Source organism: Pseudomonas sp. SJZ131 (genome assembly GCF_007828705.1).
GTDB lineage: Bacteria > Pseudomonadota > Gammaproteobacteria > Pseudomonadales > Pseudomonadaceae > Aquipseudomonas > Aquipseudomonas prosekii.
Genome location: NZ_VIVC01000002.1, coordinates 1380407 through 1397269 on the forward strand (window position 1 = coordinate 1380407; position 16863 = coordinate 1397269).

General features: G+C 61.3%; 14 protein-coding genes. All 14 read left to right on the forward strand.

The genetic code is table 11. From position 1 onward, the window contains the following. Positions 1-91: 91 nt before the first annotated feature. Positions 92-1510 (forward strand): 3-isopropylmalate dehydratase large subunit, encoded by a 1419-nt coding sequence (gene leuC, locus FBY12_RS13340; protein WP_092270585.1) that lies wholly within the window; start codon positions 92-94, stop codon positions 1508-1510. Positions 1511-1520: 10 nt separating this feature from the next. Then, the gene (gene leuD, locus FBY12_RS13345) at positions 1521-2165 is read left to right on the forward strand and encodes a 3-isopropylmalate dehydratase small subunit (protein WP_145253114.1); all 645 of its coding nucleotides are present in this window, start codon (positions 1521-1523) and stop codon (positions 2163-2165) included. 148 nt (positions 2166-2313) lie between these two features. Further along, positions 2314-3081: a class I SAM-dependent methyltransferase gene (locus FBY12_RS13350; protein ID WP_145253115.1), complete on the forward strand. Its 768-nt coding sequence runs from the start codon at positions 2314-2316 to the stop codon at positions 3079-3081. A 79-nt stretch (positions 3082-3160) separates the two neighbouring features. Beyond that, positions 3161-4243, forward strand: coding sequence for a 3-isopropylmalate dehydrogenase (leuB, locus tag FBY12_RS13355; protein WP_121732122.1), 1083 nt, complete (start codon positions 3161-3163; stop codon positions 4241-4243). A gap of 69 nt (positions 4244-4312) precedes the next feature. Beyond that, entirely contained in the window at positions 4313-5425 is a 1113-nt protein-coding gene (gene asd / locus FBY12_RS13360) for an aspartate-semialdehyde dehydrogenase (RefSeq protein ID WP_092270573.1), read from the forward strand. A 244-nt stretch (positions 5426-5669) separates the two neighbouring features. Next, positions 5670-6680 carry an aspartate-semialdehyde dehydrogenase gene (locus FBY12_RS13365; protein WP_145253116.1) on the forward strand — a complete coding sequence of 337 codons (1011 nt, stop codon included), beginning with the start codon at positions 5670-5672 and terminating at the stop codon, positions 6678-6680. A gap of 171 nt (positions 6681-6851) precedes the next feature. Further along, positions 6852-9632 (forward strand): FimV/HubP family polar landmark protein, encoded by a 2781-nt coding sequence (locus tag FBY12_RS13370; protein WP_145253117.1) that lies wholly within the window; start codon positions 6852-6854, stop codon positions 9630-9632. 349 nt (positions 9633-9981) lie between these two features. Beyond that, entirely contained in the window at positions 9982-10806 is an 825-nt protein-coding gene (truA, locus tag FBY12_RS13375; RefSeq protein WP_121732125.1) for a tRNA pseudouridine(38-40) synthase TruA, read from the forward strand. Between the two features lie 63 nt (positions 10807-10869). After that, complete coding sequence (locus FBY12_RS13380) at positions 10870-11499, forward strand: phosphoribosylanthranilate isomerase (RefSeq protein WP_145253118.1); 630 nt, start codon at positions 10870-10872, stop codon at positions 11497-11499. 188 nt (positions 11500-11687) lie between these two features. After that, positions 11688-12608: an acetyl-CoA carboxylase, carboxyltransferase subunit beta gene (accD, locus tag FBY12_RS13385; RefSeq protein WP_092270558.1), complete on the forward strand. Its 921-nt coding sequence runs from the start codon at positions 11688-11690 to the stop codon at positions 12606-12608. After that, positions 12605-13912 (forward strand): bifunctional tetrahydrofolate synthase/dihydrofolate synthase, encoded by a 1308-nt coding sequence (gene folC / locus FBY12_RS13390; protein ID WP_145253119.1) that lies wholly within the window; start codon positions 12605-12607, stop codon positions 13910-13912. The genes accD and folC overlap by 4 nt, the downstream gene beginning before the upstream one ends. Next, entirely contained in the window at positions 13896-14573 is a 678-nt protein-coding gene (locus tag FBY12_RS13395) for an SPOR domain-containing protein (RefSeq protein WP_145253120.1), read from the forward strand. Before folC ends, FBY12_RS13395 begins: the two co-directional genes overlap by 17 nt. A gap of 118 nt (positions 14574-14691) precedes the next feature. Next, positions 14692-15252, forward strand: coding sequence for a CvpA family protein (locus FBY12_RS13400; RefSeq protein WP_092270549.1), 561 nt, complete (start codon positions 14692-14694; stop codon positions 15250-15252). Positions 15253-15293: 41 nt separating this feature from the next. Beyond that, entirely contained in the window at positions 15294-16799 is a 1506-nt protein-coding gene (purF, locus tag FBY12_RS13405) for an amidophosphoribosyltransferase (protein ID WP_092270546.1), read from the forward strand. Positions 16800-16863 lie beyond the last annotated feature (64 nt).

The following is a 16863-nucleotide window of genomic DNA, read 5'->3' on the forward strand; positions in this document are numbered from 1 at the left end:
CCCTAGGATCAGCCTCACAAGCCAAGGGGTTATTGAACCGCTGCACGACCCAAGGCATAGAAAATAGAAGCAAGCTGATGAGGACCGTCTGATGGCCGGCAAAACGCTTTACGACAAGCTCTGGGATTCGCATGAAGTGAAACGGCGCGACGATGGTTCGTCGCTGATCTATATCGACCGCCACATCATCCATGAAGTGACTTCGCCCCAAGCTTTCGAAGGCCTGCGTCTGGCCGGGCGCAAGCCTTGGCGCGTCGATTCGATCATCGCCACCCCGGACCACAACGTGCCGACCACCCCGGATCGCAAGGGCGGCATCGAAGCGATCACCGATCAGGTCTCGCGTTTGCAGGTGCAAACCCTCGATGACTATTGCGACGAATACGGCATCACCGAATTCAAGATGAACGACGTGCGTCAGGGCATCGTTCACGTGATCGGCCCGGAGCAGGGTGCGACGTTGCCGGGCATGACCGTGGTGTGCGGCGACTCGCACACCTCGACCCACGGCGCGTTCGGTGCCTTGGCCCACGGCATCGGCACCTCAGAGGTCGAGCACGTGTTCGCCACGCAGTGCCTGGTCGCGAAGAAAATGAAAAACATGCTGGTCTCGGTCGAAGGCACCTTGCCGTTCGGCGTCACCGCCAAGGACATCGTCCTCGCGGTGATCGGCAAGATCGGCACCGCCGGCGGTAACGGCCACGCCATCGAGTTCGCCGGCAGCGCGATTCGCGACTTGTCGATCGAAGGCCGCATGACCATTTGCAACATGTCGATCGAGGCCGGCGCTCGCGTAGGTCTGGTGGCCGCAGACGAAAAAACCGTCGAGTACGTCAAGGGTCGTCCATTCGCCCCGAAAGGCGCGGAATGGGACATGGCAGTCGAAGCCTGGAAAGACTTGGTGTCCGACGCGGACGCGGTGTTCGACACTGTGGTCAAGCTCGACGCGGCGCAGATCAAGCCGCAAGTCAGCTGGGGCACCTCGCCCGAGATGGTCCTGGCCGTGGATCAGAACGTGCCGGACCCGGCGAAGGAAATGGACCTGGTCAAACGCGGTTCCATCGAACGTGCCTTGAAATACATGGGTTTGAGCGCCAATCAGGCGATCACCGACATTCAGCTCGACCGCGTGTTTATCGGCTCCTGCACCAACTCGCGGATCGAAGATTTGCGTGCTGCGGCGGTGATCGCCAAGGGCCGCAAAGTCGCTTCGACGATCAAGCAAGCCATCGTCGTTCCGGGCTCGGGCCTGGTGAAGGCGCAAGCCGAGGCTGAAGGCCTGGACAAGATTTTCCTCGAAGCCGGTTTCGAGTGGCGTGAACCGGGTTGCTCGATGTGCCTGGCGATGAACCCGGACCGTTTGGAGTCGGGCGAGCATTGCGCTTCGACCTCCAACCGTAACTTCGAAGGGCGTCAGGGCGCCGGTGGCCGTACCCACCTGGTCAGCCCGGCGATGGCCGCTGCGGCTGCCGTCAACGGTCGTTTCATCGACGTTCGCGAACTGATCTGAGGAACCGCACATGAGAGCTTTTACCCAACACACCGGTTTGGTCGCGCCATTGGATCGGGCCAACGTCGACACTGACCAGATCATTCCGAAGCAGTTTTTGAAGTCGATCAAACGCACCGGTTTTGGCCCGAACCTGTTTGACGAGTGGCGTTATCTGGACGTCGGGTATGCCTATCAGGACAACTCCAAGCGTCCGTTGAACAAGGATTTCGTGCTCAACGCCGAGCGTTATCAAGGCGCCAGCGTATTGCTGGCCCGCGAGAACTTCGGTTGCGGCTCCAGCCGTGAGCACGCGCCGTGGGCGCTGGAAGAATACGGTTTCCGCAGCATCATCGCGCCGAGCTACGCCGACATCTTCTACAACAACAGCTTCAAGAACGGCTTGCTGCCGATCATCCTCACCGACGCTGAAGTGGATGAGTTGTTTGAGCAGGTTGAAGCGAATCCGGGTTATCAATTGACCGTCGATCTGCAGGCGCAGACCGTGACCCGTCCGGATGGCAAGACTTACAGCTTTGAACTGGACGAGTTTCGCAAGCATTGCCTGGTGAATGGTCTGGACGATATTGGTCTGACCTTGATGGATCACGAGGCGATTGCGTCGTTTGAAGCCAAACACCGTGCGAGCCAGCCTTGGTTGTTTCGCGACGTTTGATTTTGCATAAGGCGACATGACGCCATCGCGAGCAAGCTCGGCTCCCACAGTGGATTTGCGTCGTTCACAAAACCCCTGTAGGAGCGAGGCTTGCCCGCGAAGAGGCCCGCCAAGACACCACAAGGCTAAACCCCAAAAAGGATGTCCCATGAACAGCACCGCCCAGCACTCCCAAGTCGTGCAGAAACAATTCGGTGAGCAGGCCTCGGCCTATCTCAGCAGCGCGGTCCACGCGCAAGGCACCGAATTTGCCCTGCTACAGGCCGAACTGGCTGGGCGCGGCGCTGCGCGGGTGCTGGACCTGGGTTGCGGCGCCGGTCATGTGAGTTTTCACGTGGCGTCGCTGGTCAAGGAAGTGGTCGCCTACGACCTGTCGCAGCAAATGCTCGATGTGGTTGCCGCAGCGGCGAGCGAGCGCGGTTTCAACAACGTCACCACGGTCAACGGTGCTGCCGAGCGCTTGCCGTTTGCCGATGGCGAGTTCGACTTCGTGTTCAGTCGTTATTCGGCGCACCACTGGAGCGACCTCGGCGTCGCCCTGCGCGAAGTGCGCCGGGTGCTGAAGCCGGGCGGCGTGGCGGCGTTTGTCGATGTGTTGTCGCCGGGCAGCCCGTTGTTCGACACCTACCTGCAAAGCGTCGAAGTGCTGCGCGACACCAGTCACGTGCGCGATTACGATGCCGGGGAGTGGATGCGTCAGGTCAGCGAGGCGGGGTTGCATGTACGCAACTCCAGCCGCCAGCGCCTGCGCCTGGAATACCGCAGTTGGGTCGAGCGCATGCGCACCCCCGAAGTAATGCGCGCCGCGATCCGCCAGTTGCAGCAATCGATGGGCAACGAAGTGCGCGAATATTTTGAAATTGAGGCCGATGGTTCGTTCAGTACAGATGTGCTGGTGCTGTTTGCAGAACGCTAAGCACTGAGCGATAGCCGCCGAACGATAGAATTTTTCCGGGCGTGCCCACGGGCACGCCGACTGATGACATGAGGAAAGCATGAGCAAGCAGATTCTGATTCTCCCAGGTGACGGTATTGGCCCGGAAATCATGGCCGAAGCGGTCAAGGTATTGGAGCTGGCCAACGACAAGTACAGCTTGGGCTTCGAACTGAGCCACGATGTCATCGGCGGCGCCGCCATCGACAAGCACGGCGTGCCCCTGGCCGACGAAACCCTCGATCGCGCCCGCGCTGCCGATGCAGTGTTGCTGGGCGCCGTCGGCGGTCCGAAATGGGACACCATCGAGCGTGACATCCGCCCTGAGCGTGGTCTGCTGAAGATTCGTGCGCAACTGGGCCTGTTCGGCAACCTGCGCCCGGCGATTCTTTATCCGCAACTTGCCGAAGCTTCGAGCCTGAAACCGGAAATCGTCGCCGGCCTCGACATCCTGATCGTCCGTGAGCTGACCGGCGGCATCTACTTCGGTGCGCCGCGCGGCACCCGAACCCTGGAAAACGGCGAGCGTCAGGCGTACGACACGCTGCCGTACAGCGAAAGCGAAATCCGCCGCATCGCCCGTGTCGGTTTCGACATGGCCATGGTTCGTAACAAAAAGCTCTGCTCGGTGGACAAGGCCAACGTGCTGGCGTCCAGCCAACTGTGGCGTGAAATCGTCGAGCAAGTAGCCAAGGATTACCCGCAAGTCGAACTCAGCCACATGTACGTCGACAACGCCGCCATGCAGCTGGTACGCGCACCGAAGCAATTCGATGTGATCGTCACCGACAACCTGTTCGGCGACATCCTGTCCGATCAGGCGTCGATGCTCACCGGTTCCATCGGCATGCTGCCGTCGGCCTCGCTCGACACCAATAACAAGGGCATGTACGAGCCATGCCACGGTTCGGCGCCGGACATCGCCGGCAAGGGCATTGCCAACCCGTTGGCGACTATCCTGTCGGTGTCGATGATGCTGCGTTACAGCTTCAACCAGCAGGCTGCGGCCGATGCCATCGAGCAAGCGGTGAGTCTGGTCCTCGACCAGGGCCTGCGCACCGGCGACATCTGGTCGAACGGTTGCACCAAAGTCGGTACGCAGGAAATGGGCGACGCAGTAGTCGCCGCGCTGCGGAATCTGTAATCTCTCGGGCCCGCTGCCACTTTCACCCATGAAAGCAGCGGCCCACTTTTTCAAGAAGGTGTAGTTGCGATGAAACGTGTAGGTCTGATCGGTTGGCGCGGTATGGTCGGTTCCGTGCTCATGCAGCGGATGCTGGAAGAGCAGGATTTCGATCTTATCGAGCCGGTGTTTTTCACCACTTCCAATGTCGGTGGCCAAGGCCCGTCCGTGGGCAAGGACATTGCTCCGCTCAAGGACGCTTACAGCATTGAAGAGCTGAAAACCCTCGACGTGATTCTGACTTGCCAGGGCGGCGACTACACCAGCGAAGTGTTCCCCAAACTGCGTGAAGCCGGCTGGCAGGGTTACTGGATCGACGCCGCTTCCAGCCTGCGCATGCAGGACGACGCGGTAATCGTGCTGGACCCGGTGAACCGCAAGGTGATCGACCAGCAGCTCGACGCGGGCACCAAGAACTACATCGGCGGCAACTGCACCGTCAGCCTGATGCTGATGGGCCTGGGCGGCTTGTTCGAGGCCGGTCTGGTCGAGTGGATGAGCGCCATGACCTATCAGGCGGCCTCCGGTGCCGGCGCGCAGAACATGCGTGAACTGATCAAGCAAATGGGCGCGACCCACGCCGCTGTCGCCGATCAACTGGCAGACCCGGCCAGCGCGATCCTCGACATCGACCGCCGTGTCGCCGAGGCCATGCGCAGCGACGCGTACCCGACCGAAAACTTCGGCGTGCCGTTGGCCGGCAGCCTGATCCCGTGGATCGACAAGGAACTGCCGAACGGCCAGAGCCGCGAAGAGTGGAAAGCCCAGGCTGAGACCAACAAGATCCTCGGTCGCTTCAAGAGCCCGATCCCGGTTGACGGCATCTGTGTGCGCATCGGCGCCATGCGTTGCCACAGCCAGGCGCTGACCATCAAGCTGAACAAAGACGTGCCGATCGCTGACATCGAAGGGCTGATCAGCCAGCACAACCCTTGGGTCAAACTGGTGCCAAACCACCGTGACGCGAGCATTCAGGAACTGAGCCCGACGAAAGTCACCGGCACCCTGAACGTACCGGTTGGGCGTCTGCGCAAGCTGAACATGGGCACGCAGTACGTCGGCGCGTTCACCGTTGGCGACCAGTTGCTGTGGGGCGCGGCCGAACCGCTGCGCCGCATGCTGCGGATCCTGCTTGAGCGTTGATCGATTGAAGTTGTGAAAGAACCCGTGCCTTGAAAGAGGTGCGGGTTTTTTTATGGGTAATGTGTCGCCGGTGAGGTCCTCTTCGCGGGCAAGCCTCGCTCCTACGTGGGATCGCGCTGCACTTGTAGGAGCGAGGCTTGCCCGCGAAGAGGCCTGCACAACCACCACAAATCCCCGACCGAATTGCCTGCACGCCAGCCACCCGGTAAAGTGCCGCTCCCCCCGTTTCGCCAGAGGTAGAACCATGAGCCAGTCCTTTGATATCGCCGTGATCGGCGCCACCGGAACTGTCGGCGAAACGCTCGTGCAGATTCTCGAAGAACGCGATTTCCCGGTCGGCAACCTGCACTTGCTGGCCAGCAGCGAATCGGCCGGGCATTCGGTGCCGTTTCGCGGCAAAAACGTGCGCGTGCGTGAAGTCGACGAGTTCGATTTCAGCAAGGTGCAATTGGTGTTCTTCGCCGCCGGTCCTGCCGTCACCCTGAGTTTCGCCTCGCGCGCCACGGCCGCCGGCTGCTCGGTGATCGACCTGTCCGGCGCCTTGTCCGCCGAACAAGCGCCGCACGTGGTGCCCGAAGCCAATGCCCACGTGCTCGCCGGTCTGAAAAAACCGTTCATGGTCAGCAGCCCGAGCCCATCGGCAACCACCTTGGCCGTGGTGCTGGCGCCGTTGCTGGCAGTGATCGACTTGCAGCGCGTCAACGTCACCGCCAGCCTCGCCGTGTCCGCCCAGGGCCGTGAAGCTGTGACCGAACTGGCCCGACAGACCGCCGAACTGCTCAACGTGCGGCCGCTGGAGCCGACTTTTTTCGATCGGCAAATGGCTTTCAACCTGCTCGCCCAGGTCGGTAAACCTGACGATCAGGGCCATACCCTGCTGGAAAAACGCCTGGTGCGCGAGCTGCGTCAGGTCATTGAGCTACCTTTATTAAAGATTTCCGCGACTTGCATTCAAGCCCCGGTGTTTTTCGGCGATAGCTTTAGCGTGACCCTGCAGTCATCCGGCGCCGTCGATCTGGCCAAAGTGAATGCTGCGCTCGAAGACGCGCCGGGCATCGAGCTGGTGGAAGCGGGTGATTATCCGACGCCAGTAGGTGACGCGGTGGGGCAGGATGTGGTCTACGTGGGGCGTGTGCGCTGCGGAGTCGACGACCTGTCGGAACTTAATCTGTGGCTGACGTCAGATAACGTGCGCAAAGGCGCGGCGCTCAACGCTGTGCAGGTGGCCGAATTGTTGATAAAAGACCTGCTGTAAAAGATACTTGGCAACAATTTGTCGAATGATTCTAGTCGAGCGCTATGCTTGGCGCAGCAGCACCGAAACGATCGCGCGCGACGACCCTTCGCCGCCGCGCGCAATGCCTTACGGCAGCGACTCTCAACACCTTCTCGCTGGCCGAGGAATGTTCAAACAAAGGATGAGGCTATGGTTCAAGTTCGCAAACTGGTGTTAGCAATAGCGGCCGCCTCGGCGCTGTCCTCCGGTATGGCGCATGCCCTCGGGCTCGGGGAGCTGACCCTGAAGTCGACGGTGAACCAGCCGCTGGTAGCCGAAATCGAGCTGCTCGACGTCAAGGACCTCACCGCTGCCGAAGTGGTGCCGAGCCTGGCCTCGCCGGACGATTTCGCCAAGGCCGGGGTTGATCGCCAGGCGTTTCTCAACGACCTGACCTTCACTCCGGTGCTCAACCCCAGCGGCAAAAGCATCCTGCGCGTGACGTCGAGCCAGCCGCTCTCCGAACCTATGGTGAAATTCCTGGTTCAGGTGATGTGGCCCAACGGTCGCCTGTTGCGCGATTACAGCGTGCTGCTTGATCCTTCGAAATTCTCCCCAGAAACCGCCGAAGCCGCTGCGCAACCTGCGCCGGCGCAAACTGTGATCGCGCCATCCACCGGCGCCACGCAATCGCAGACTTACACCACGACACCGCGCGACACCCTTTGGGAAATCGCCGCGAAGGCGCGCAACGGCGGTTCGGTCCAGCAAACCATGCTGGCCATTCAGGCGCTGAACCCGCAGGCGTTTATCAACGGCAACATCAACTTGCTGAAAACCGGCCAGGTCCTGCGCATGCCGGATCCGGTGCAGAGCACTAGCCTGCCGCAGCCTAAAGCCATCGCCGAAGTCGCTGCGCAAAACGCCGCGTGGCGCGAAGGTCGCCGCTACGTGGCCAAGCCTGGCACTGGCCAGCAGCAACTTGATGCGACCAATCGCGGTCGCGGCGATGCGCCTTCGACCCAGGAAGCAAAAGACAACCTGAGCCTGGTCTCGGCCGATGCGGCGAAGAAGGGCGCCAAGGGCGCTCCTGGCGACGCGAAGAATCTCAGCAATAAACTCGCGGTCACTCAGGAAAGCCTCGACACGACCCGTCGTGACAACGCCGAACTGAAAAGCCGCATGACCGATCTGCAAAGTCAGCTGGACAAGCTGCAACGCCTGATCGAGCTGAAAAACAATCAACTGGCGAAGTTGCAGGCTGAAGGTGCGGCGGGTGGCGTAGCTGCTGCGGGTGCGGCAGGTGCGGCAGGTGCGGCAGGTGCGGCAGGTGCGGCAGGTGCGCCGATTGATCCGGCGATCCCGGTCACGCCGGAAGTGGCGACCGCTCCGGCGATTTCCGCTGAGCTGACGCCGGCGCCCGGCAGTGCCCCTGCTGACGCCTCGACGACTGAAACGCTGCCGACTGAAGCGGCACCGGGAACGCCGGCGCCGGTAGTGACCGCGCCTGAAGCAGCGCCGGAAGCTTCACCGGTGGCGGCCACTGGCGAGACGCCGGTCGTGCCGACGCCTGCGGTGGACGATGAGCGCACATTCAACGACCTGCTGACCAACCCGATTCTGCTGGGGCTGCTCGGCGGCGGCGCGATTGTGCTGCTGTTGTTGCTGTTGCTTCTGGCCCGTCGCCGCAAAGCCCAGCAAGAAGCTGAAAAGCATGTGCGCATGGCCCGCGCGCTGGCGGAAGAGCAGGAATTTTCCCCTGAGCAAGACCTGCCGGAAAGCAGCTTCGAAGGCTTGGAAGTTCCGCCGCCAGCGGTGAAGCTGGCCAAGGCGCCATCGCCGATTCCAGCGCCAATTACCCAACCTGTGCCGGCACCGGCGCCCGTCATCGCCCCGGTCATCGTTACGCCACCGATCGCTGCGCCGCTGGTCGCGCCTGCCGGTGAACGCAATGACGACGTGCTGGCCCACGCGCAATCGCACATCAATGCCGGTCGCTTCAATCAGGCCGCCGCGTTGCTCGAAGACGGTATCAAGCAAGAACCACAACGCAGCGACCTGCGCCTGAAACTGATGGAGGTTTATGGTCAGCAGGGTGATCGCGATGCGTTTGTCGCGCAGGAGCGTCAACTGGTGGCCACGGGCGATAACTTTGCTCAGGTCGAGCAGTTGAAAAGCCGTTTCCCGGCCATGGCCCTTGCTGCCGCCGGTGGCATCGCGGCCGCCGCCATCGCCGCCGAACTGGACGCCCAGTACGTCAAGGAACTGCTGCTGGATGAGCCAGAAGCGCCGGCCCCGGCTGAGGATGATCTGGACAGCGCGTTCGATCTGAGCCTGGATGATCTGGAAAACGCTTCGCCAGCCGTGGTTGCGCCGATCCCGGAACCGACGCCTGCGGCTGAGCTGGACGAATTCCCGCTGGACGACGATTTAAGCTTTGAGTCGGTGCTGCAACAGCAGACTGAAATCAAGGACAACCTCGACGACCTGTCGGACTTCGATCTGGATCTGGACCTCGGCGCCGAAGCGTCGCCAGCCACTTTGGCCGAAGATGACTTCCTGCTCGACCTCGACGACGGCTTGAAAGACTTGCCGCCCGTCGAAACACCAACGCCGAACGAAGCGGCCCTCGACGATCTGGAATTGCCAGCGGATTTCGACTTGTCGCTGGCCGATGAAATGGACGTCGCTGAGCCGAAAGACGCGTTTACTACTGAGCTGGATGACGTCAACGCCGAGCTGGATCGTCTGTCCCAGAGCATCGGCGAACCGAGCTTCACCGAAGCCGACGCCGCCGCGTCGATGGATGACGAGCCGGAGTTCGACTTCCTCTCCGGCACCGACGAAGTCGCCACCAAACTTGACCTGGCCCAAGCCTACATCGACATGGGCGACAGCGACGGCGCCCGCGACATCCTCAACGAAGTCGTCACCGAGGGCGACGCCGGGCAAAAGACAGAAGCGCAGGAAATGCTCTCGCGCCTGATCTGATGCAGCGGTGAGGTGGAAAAAAACGGCAGCCCATAGAGGCTGCCGTTTTTGTTTGCTGCGCAGGTCGCCACCACAAATCCCCTGTAGGAGTGAGCCTGCTCGCGATGGCGGTCTACCAGCCACTAAATTCGCTGAATGTGCCGGCCCCATCGCGAGCAAGCTCAGCTCCCACAGCTCGGCTCCCACAATTCATCTCCCACAGGTTTTGCTTTGCCTCGACAATCGCCATCAACACCAGCGCAATCCCACTCGCCTCTGGCGTCGCGAACCGGCGGCCTTATAATGCCCGCCTTTGCGTTTATCAGCAGGCTGTCACCCCTTGGCAAATATAGATAATCCGGCTGCCGAAATGGCGGCTGACGGTTTTTACCGCATCGCGTTGGGCGTCGAGTACAAAGGCTCGCGTTATCGCGGCTGGCAGCGGCAGGCGTCCGGCGTGCTGACCGTACAGGAAACCCTGGAAAACGCCTTGTCCAAAGTCGCCGATTCGCCGGTGTCGTTGCATTGCGCCGGGCGGACCGATGCGGGCGTGCACGCCTGCGGGCAGGTGGTGCATTTCGACACCCAGGTCGAGCGCTCGCTGAAAGCCTGGGTCATGGGCGCCAACATCAATTTGCCGCACGACGTCAGCGTCAGTTGGGCCAAGGTCATGCCGGCGCATTTCCACGCGCGGTTCAAAGCCATCGCCCGGCGCTATCGCTACGTGATCTACAACGATCAGATCCGCCCGGCGCACCTCAACGAAGAAATCACTTGGAATCACCGTCCGCTCGATGTCGAGCGCATGGCCGAAGCTGCGCAATATCTGGTCGGCACCCACGACTTCAGCGCCTTCCGCGCCGGGCAATGCCAGGCCAAATCGCCAATCAAGGAATTGCACCACTTGCGCGTGAGTCGTCACGGCAAAATGATCGTGCTCGACATCCGCGCCAGCGCGTTCCTGCATCATATGGTGCGCAACATTGCCGGCGTGCTGATGACCATCGGGTCCGGCGAGCGCCCGGTGGAGTGGATGAAAGAAGTATTGGAGAGCCGCATTCGGCGCTCCGGCGGCGTCACCGCTCACCCGTACGGCCTGTATCTGGTGCAGGTCGAATACCGTGACGAGTTCCCGTTGCCCGAGCGCTACATCGGCCCGCACTTCCTGACGGGCTTCAGCGAACTTGACGGCTGACGCCCTCGAACGCATTTGTTACCATCCGGGACTTTCTCGGATTTGCCCTGAGGTTTTATCGACATGTCAGCCGTTCGCAGCAAGATTTGCGGGATTACCCGCATCGAAGACGCGTTGGCGGCAGTCGAGGCCGGGGCCGATGCCATCGGATTTGTGTTCTACGCCAAGAGCCCACGAGCAGTGACGTTCCGGCAGGCGAGGGCGATCATCAAAGCCTTGCCGCCATTCGTCACCACCGTGGGTTTGTTCGTCAATGCCAGCCGCTGCGAGTTGGGTGAAATCCTCGACGCCGTGCCGCTGGACCTGTTGCAGTTTCACGGGGACGAACCGGCCGAGGACTGCGAAGGCTGGAACCGCCCGTACATCAAGGCGTTGCGGGTCAAGGCTGGAGACGACATTCGCGCGGCGTGCGAGGCCTTTCCGGGCGCCAGCGGCATTCTGCTCGACGCCTATGTAGAAGGCGTGCCGGGCGGAACCGGCGAAGCGTTCGACTGGGCTTTGATACCGCAAGGTCTGAGCAAACCGCTCATCCTCGCCGGCGGCCTCAACCCCGACAACGTCGCCGCCGCCATTGTCCGTGTGCGGCCGTATGCCGTCGACGTCAGCGGCGGGGTAGAGGCGAGCAAGGGCATCAAGGATCATGCAAAGATTCAGGCATTTATCAAAGCAGTACGTGATGTGACGGCTGGCTAACTGCCGCCGTCCCAAAATGCACTGCGCTGCACAAAGCAGGCACGGCTGAGGGTTTTTGAGCGGTACGCAGGTCAGTCTCGCTGACCCGGCAACTCAACGATCATCGCCACACACATGAATTTAGCTCAAGGGCATACGCGGGGCTGCGAACCAAAGCGTTCGGGCCGCCGGTACTGGAGAAAGAAAGCATGAGCAACTGGTTAGTAGACAAACTGATCCCTTCGATCATGCGTTCCGAGGTCAAGAAGAGCTCGGTGCCTGAAGGTCTGTGGCACAAATGCCCGTCGTGCGAGGCGGTGCTGTATCGTCCGGAGCTGGAAAAGACCCTGGACGTCTGCCCCAAGTGCAACCACCACATGCGTATCGGCGCGCGTGCGCGTATCGACATTTTCCTCGACGCTGAAGGCCGTGCCGAACTGGGCGCGGACCTGGAGCCGGTTGACCGTCTGAAATTCCGCGACGGCAAGAAGTACAAGGATCGCCTGACCGCCGCGCAGAAGGCCACCGGCGAGAAAGACGCGCTGATCTCCATGAGCGGCACCCTGCTGGGCATGCCAGTGGTGGTTTCAGCGTTCGAATTCTCCTTCATGGGCGGCTCGATGGGCGCCATCGTCGGTGAGCGTTTTGTTCGCGCCGCCAACTACGCGCTGGAAAACAAATGCCCGATGATCTGCTTCGCCGCCTCCGGTGGTGCGCGGATGCAGGAAGCGCTGATCTCGTTGATGCAAATGGCCAAGACCTCGGCGGTACTGGCGCGTCTGCGCGAAGAAGGCATTCCATTCATCTCGGTCCTGACCGACCCGGTCTACGGCGGCGTTTCCGCCAGCCTGGCGATGCTCGGCGACGTTATCGTTGGTGAGCCGAAAGCCCTGATCGGCTTCGCCGGTCCACGCGTGATCGAGCAAACCGTGCGCGAAAAACTGCCGGAAGGCTTCCAGCGCAGCGAATTCCTCCTCGAACACGGCGCGATCGACATGATCGTGCACCGTCAGGAACTGCGCCCACGCCTGGGCAACCTGCTGGCACAAATGATGGGCCTGCCGACGCCGAAGTTCGTCGCCGCGCCGATCGAGCCGATCGAGATTCCACCGGTACCTGCCAACATATGACCCAACGTACCCTTGGCGAATGGCTCGCCTACCTTGAGCAATTGCACCCTTCGGCCATCGACATGGGCCTGGCGCGCTCGCAAGAGGTAGCGTCCCGCATGGGACTGGGCAAACCGGCGCCTCGGGTAATCACGGTCACGGGCACCAACGGCAAGGGTTCCACGTGCGCATTCGTCGCTGCATTGCTGCGTGCGCAAGGCCTCAACGTCGGTGTCTACAGTTCGCCGCACCTGCTGCGTTACAACGAGCGGGTGCAGGTCAACGGCGTCGAAGCCACTGACGCCGAACTGTGCGAAGCGTTTGCGGCAGTCGAAGCCGGTCGTGGCGCAACGACTCTGACCTACTTTGAAATGGGCACGCTCGCGGCGTTCTGGCTGTTTCAGCAGGCCAACCTCGATGCCGTGGTGCTGGAAGTCGGCCTCGGCGGACGTCTGGATACGGTCAACGTAGTGGATGCCGACATCGCGCTGGTCACCAGCATTGGCGTCGATCACGTCGATTATCTGGGCGATACCCGCGAGTCCGTCGCCTATGAGAAGGCCGGCATTTTCCGCCAAGGCGCGCCGGCGCTGTGTGGCGATCTCAATCCCCCGCAACCTCTGCTGGACAAGGCGCGCGAGCTGGCTTGCCCGTTGTTTCTGCGTGGCCGCGATTTCGACCTCGGCATCACCGATTACCACTGGCAATGGCGCGGCGTTGACGCTCAGGGCCAAGTGGTCGAGTTGCGTGATCTGCCGTTGCTCGATTTGCCGATGGAAAACGCGGCGCTGGCGTTGCAGGCCTATTTGTTGCTCGGTTTGCCGTGGCAGCACGCGCAGATTGTTCAAGCGCTGCAAGCGACGCGCATCGTCGGCCGACTCGATCGCCGGCAGTTCAACTGGCACGGCAAGTCGCTGAATGTGTTGCTGGATGTTGGGCACAACCCGCACGCAGCGGAGTACCTGGCGCGGCGTCTGGCCAGTCGTCCGCCGAAGGGTAAACGCCTGGCGGTGTTCGGTTTGCTTGCCGACAAAGACCTTGAGGGTGTTGTCAGCGAACTGAATGCCAGTGTCCAATCGTGGGCCGTGGCGCCGCTGGATTCCCCGCGCGCGCGACCGGTCGAGGATTTACACGCGGCGTTGCAGAACCTTGGCGCGTCGGTAACGTCCTATGGCAGTGTGGCGGCCGCCCTGGAAGGGCAGTGCGCACTGGCGACGAGCGACGACGAGATTCTGTTGTTCGGATCATTTTATTGTGTTGCCGAGGCCCTTGAATGGCTGGCCCGGCGCTCCACGGAGGAAGCGGCAAATGGCTTTGCTGGATAAGTCGTACAAACAGCGCATGGTCGGAGCCCTGGTTCTGGTGGCGCTGGCAGTGATTTTCTTGCCGATGCTGTTCACGCGTCAGGATGAACAGCGTCAGGTCACGGTCGAGGCGCCATCCGCGCCGCAGGCCCCGGCGATGCCGCAAGTGCAGGTCGAACCGGTCGTTGTTCCCGAGCCGCAAGCCTTGCCGCAAGAACCAGTGCCGAGCGACGACGAGATTGCCGATCAGCAAGCCCCGTCGATGCCGATCACGCCTGCGGCACCTGCCGCACCTGCTGCACCCGTGGCTGCGGCCCCGGCACCAGCGGCCAAACCGGTGACGCCACCACCGGCACCTGTTGCCAAACCGGCGCCAGCCCAGCCGATTGCTGCAGCTCCGGCAAAACCCGACACCACGCAAAGCCGCGTCGATGCCAATGGCCTGTCGGTCAGCTGGTCGGTGCAACTGGCCAGCCTGACCAGTCGTGCCAGCGCCGAAAGTCTGCAGAAATCCCTGCGCAGTCAGGGTTACAACGCCTACATCCGCACGGCTGATGGCAAGAATCGGGTGTTTGTCGGTCCGCTGATCGAGCGTGCCGAGGCTGATCGCCTGCGTGATCTGCTCGGCCGCCAGCAAAACCTCAAGGGTTTTGTGGTGCGCTTCCAGCCCGAACGCGGCTAAACCCCGCCCCAAAAGGTTGTGGCTATCACGCCGATTTGAAATGCACTGACAATCGCAGCTTACCGATAAGCATGGGCTCTGCTAAAATGCGCCGCCTTATCCGTCTGTAGGCTGCACTGTGCCATTTACCTGGGTTGACTGGGCGATCGTTGCAATCGTCGCCATCTCCGCATTGATCAGTCTGAGCCGCGGCTTCGTCAAAGAAGCATTATCGCTGGTGACCTGGATCATCGCAGGAGTGGTTGCCTGGATGTTCGGTGGTTCATTGTCCGAGTACCTCGCCGGATACATCGAAACGCCTTCGGCCCGTGTGATCACGGGCTGCGCCATCATGTTTGTCGCCACGCTGATCGTAGGCGCAATGATCAATTATCTTATCGGCGAATTGGTTCGCGTCACCGGGCTCTCCGGGACTGATCGATTTCTCGGCATGGCCTTCGGCGCCGCGCGTGGCGTGTTGCTGGTGGTCGTGGCGGTCGGGCTGTTGAGCCTGGGGCCGGTACAGCAGGACAGCTGGTGGAAAGAATCACAGCTAGTGCCAAAATTTTTATTGGTCGCAGATTGGTCCAAAAACCTGATTCTGGGGTGGAGCAGTCAGTGGCTTGCCAGCGGTATCAGCGTACCCGCTGAGATACCGTTCAAGGAGCAACTCTTGCCGTCGGCGAAAACGCCACAGTGAGTGTTGTTCAGTTCAGATCCATTAAGTAGGGGTTGCGTCGCATGTGTGGCATCGTCGGTATCGTCGGTAAGTCGAACGTCAATCAGGCGCTGTATGACGCGCTAACCGTGCTCCAGCACCGCGGCCAGGACGCTGCCGGTATCGTCACAAGCCATGATGGCCGCTTATTCCTGCGCAAGGACAACGGTCTGGTGCGTGACGTGTTCCATCAGCGTCACATGCAGCGCCTCGTCGGCCACATGGGCATTGGCCATGTGCGCTATCCGACCGCAGGCAGCTCGACGTCGGCCGAAGCTCAGCCGTTTTACGTCAACTCGCCTTACGGCATCACCCTGGCGCACAACGGTAACCTGACCAACGTTGAACAGTTGGCTAAGGAGATTTACGAATCTGACCTGCGCCACGTCAACACCAACTCCGACTCCGAAGTGTTGCTCAACGTGTTCGCGCACGAACTGGCCCAGCGCGGCAAGTTGCAGCCGACTGAAGAAGACGTGTTCGCCGCCGTGACTGACGTGCACAACCGTTGTGTTGGTGGTTACGCCGTCGTCGCGATGATCACCGGTTACGGCATCGTCGGTTTCCGCGACCCGCACGGTATCCGCCCGATCGTGTTCGGCCAGCGTCACACCGACGAAGGCGTCGAGTACATGATCGCTTCCGAAAGCGTCTCGCTGGACGTGCTCGGTTTCACCCTGATCCGCGACCTGGCACCGGGCGAGGCGGTCTACATCACTGAAGACGGCAAGCTGCACACCCGTCAGTGTGCGAACAATCCTTCGCTGACCCCGTGCATTTTCGAACACGTCTACCTGGCGCGTCCGGACTCGATCATCGACGGAGTGTCGGTCTACAAGGCTCGTCTGCGCATGGGCGAAAAACTCGCCGAGAAGATCCTGCGCGAGCGTCCTGAGCACGACATCGACGTGGTCATCCCGATTCCGGACACCAGCCGCACCGCGGCACTGGAATTGGCCAACCACTTGGGCGTGAAGTTCCGCGAAGGCTTCGTGAAGAACCGTTACATCGGCCGCACGTTCATCATGCCGGGCCAGGCTGCACGGAAAAAATCCGTACGCCAGAAGCTCAACGCCATCGAACTGGAATTCCGCGGCAAGAACGTGATGCTGGTGGACGACTCGATCGTGCGCGGCACCACTTGCAAGCAGATCATCCAGATGGCCCGTGAAGCCGGCGCGAAAAACGTCTACTTCTGCTCCGCGGCCCCGGCGGTTCGTTACCCGAACGTCTACGGCATCGACATGCCGAGCGCCCACGAGCTGATCGCCCACAACCGTTCGACCCAGGACGTGGCTGACTTGATCGGCGCCGATTGGCTGATCTATCAGGACTTGCCTGACTTGATCGAAGCGGTCGGCGGCGGCAAGATCAAAATCGAAAACTTCGATTGCGCGGTGTTCGACGGCAAGTACGTCACCGGCGACGTCGACGAGGCCTACCTGAACAAGATCGAGCAGGCTCGCAACGACGCCTCCAAGGTCAAGACCCAGGCAGTCAGCGCGATCATTGATCTGTATAACAACTGAGTAACCACCGGCCTGTAACTGTGGGAGCGAGGCTTGCCCGCGAAGGCGGTGTCACAGGCAACAG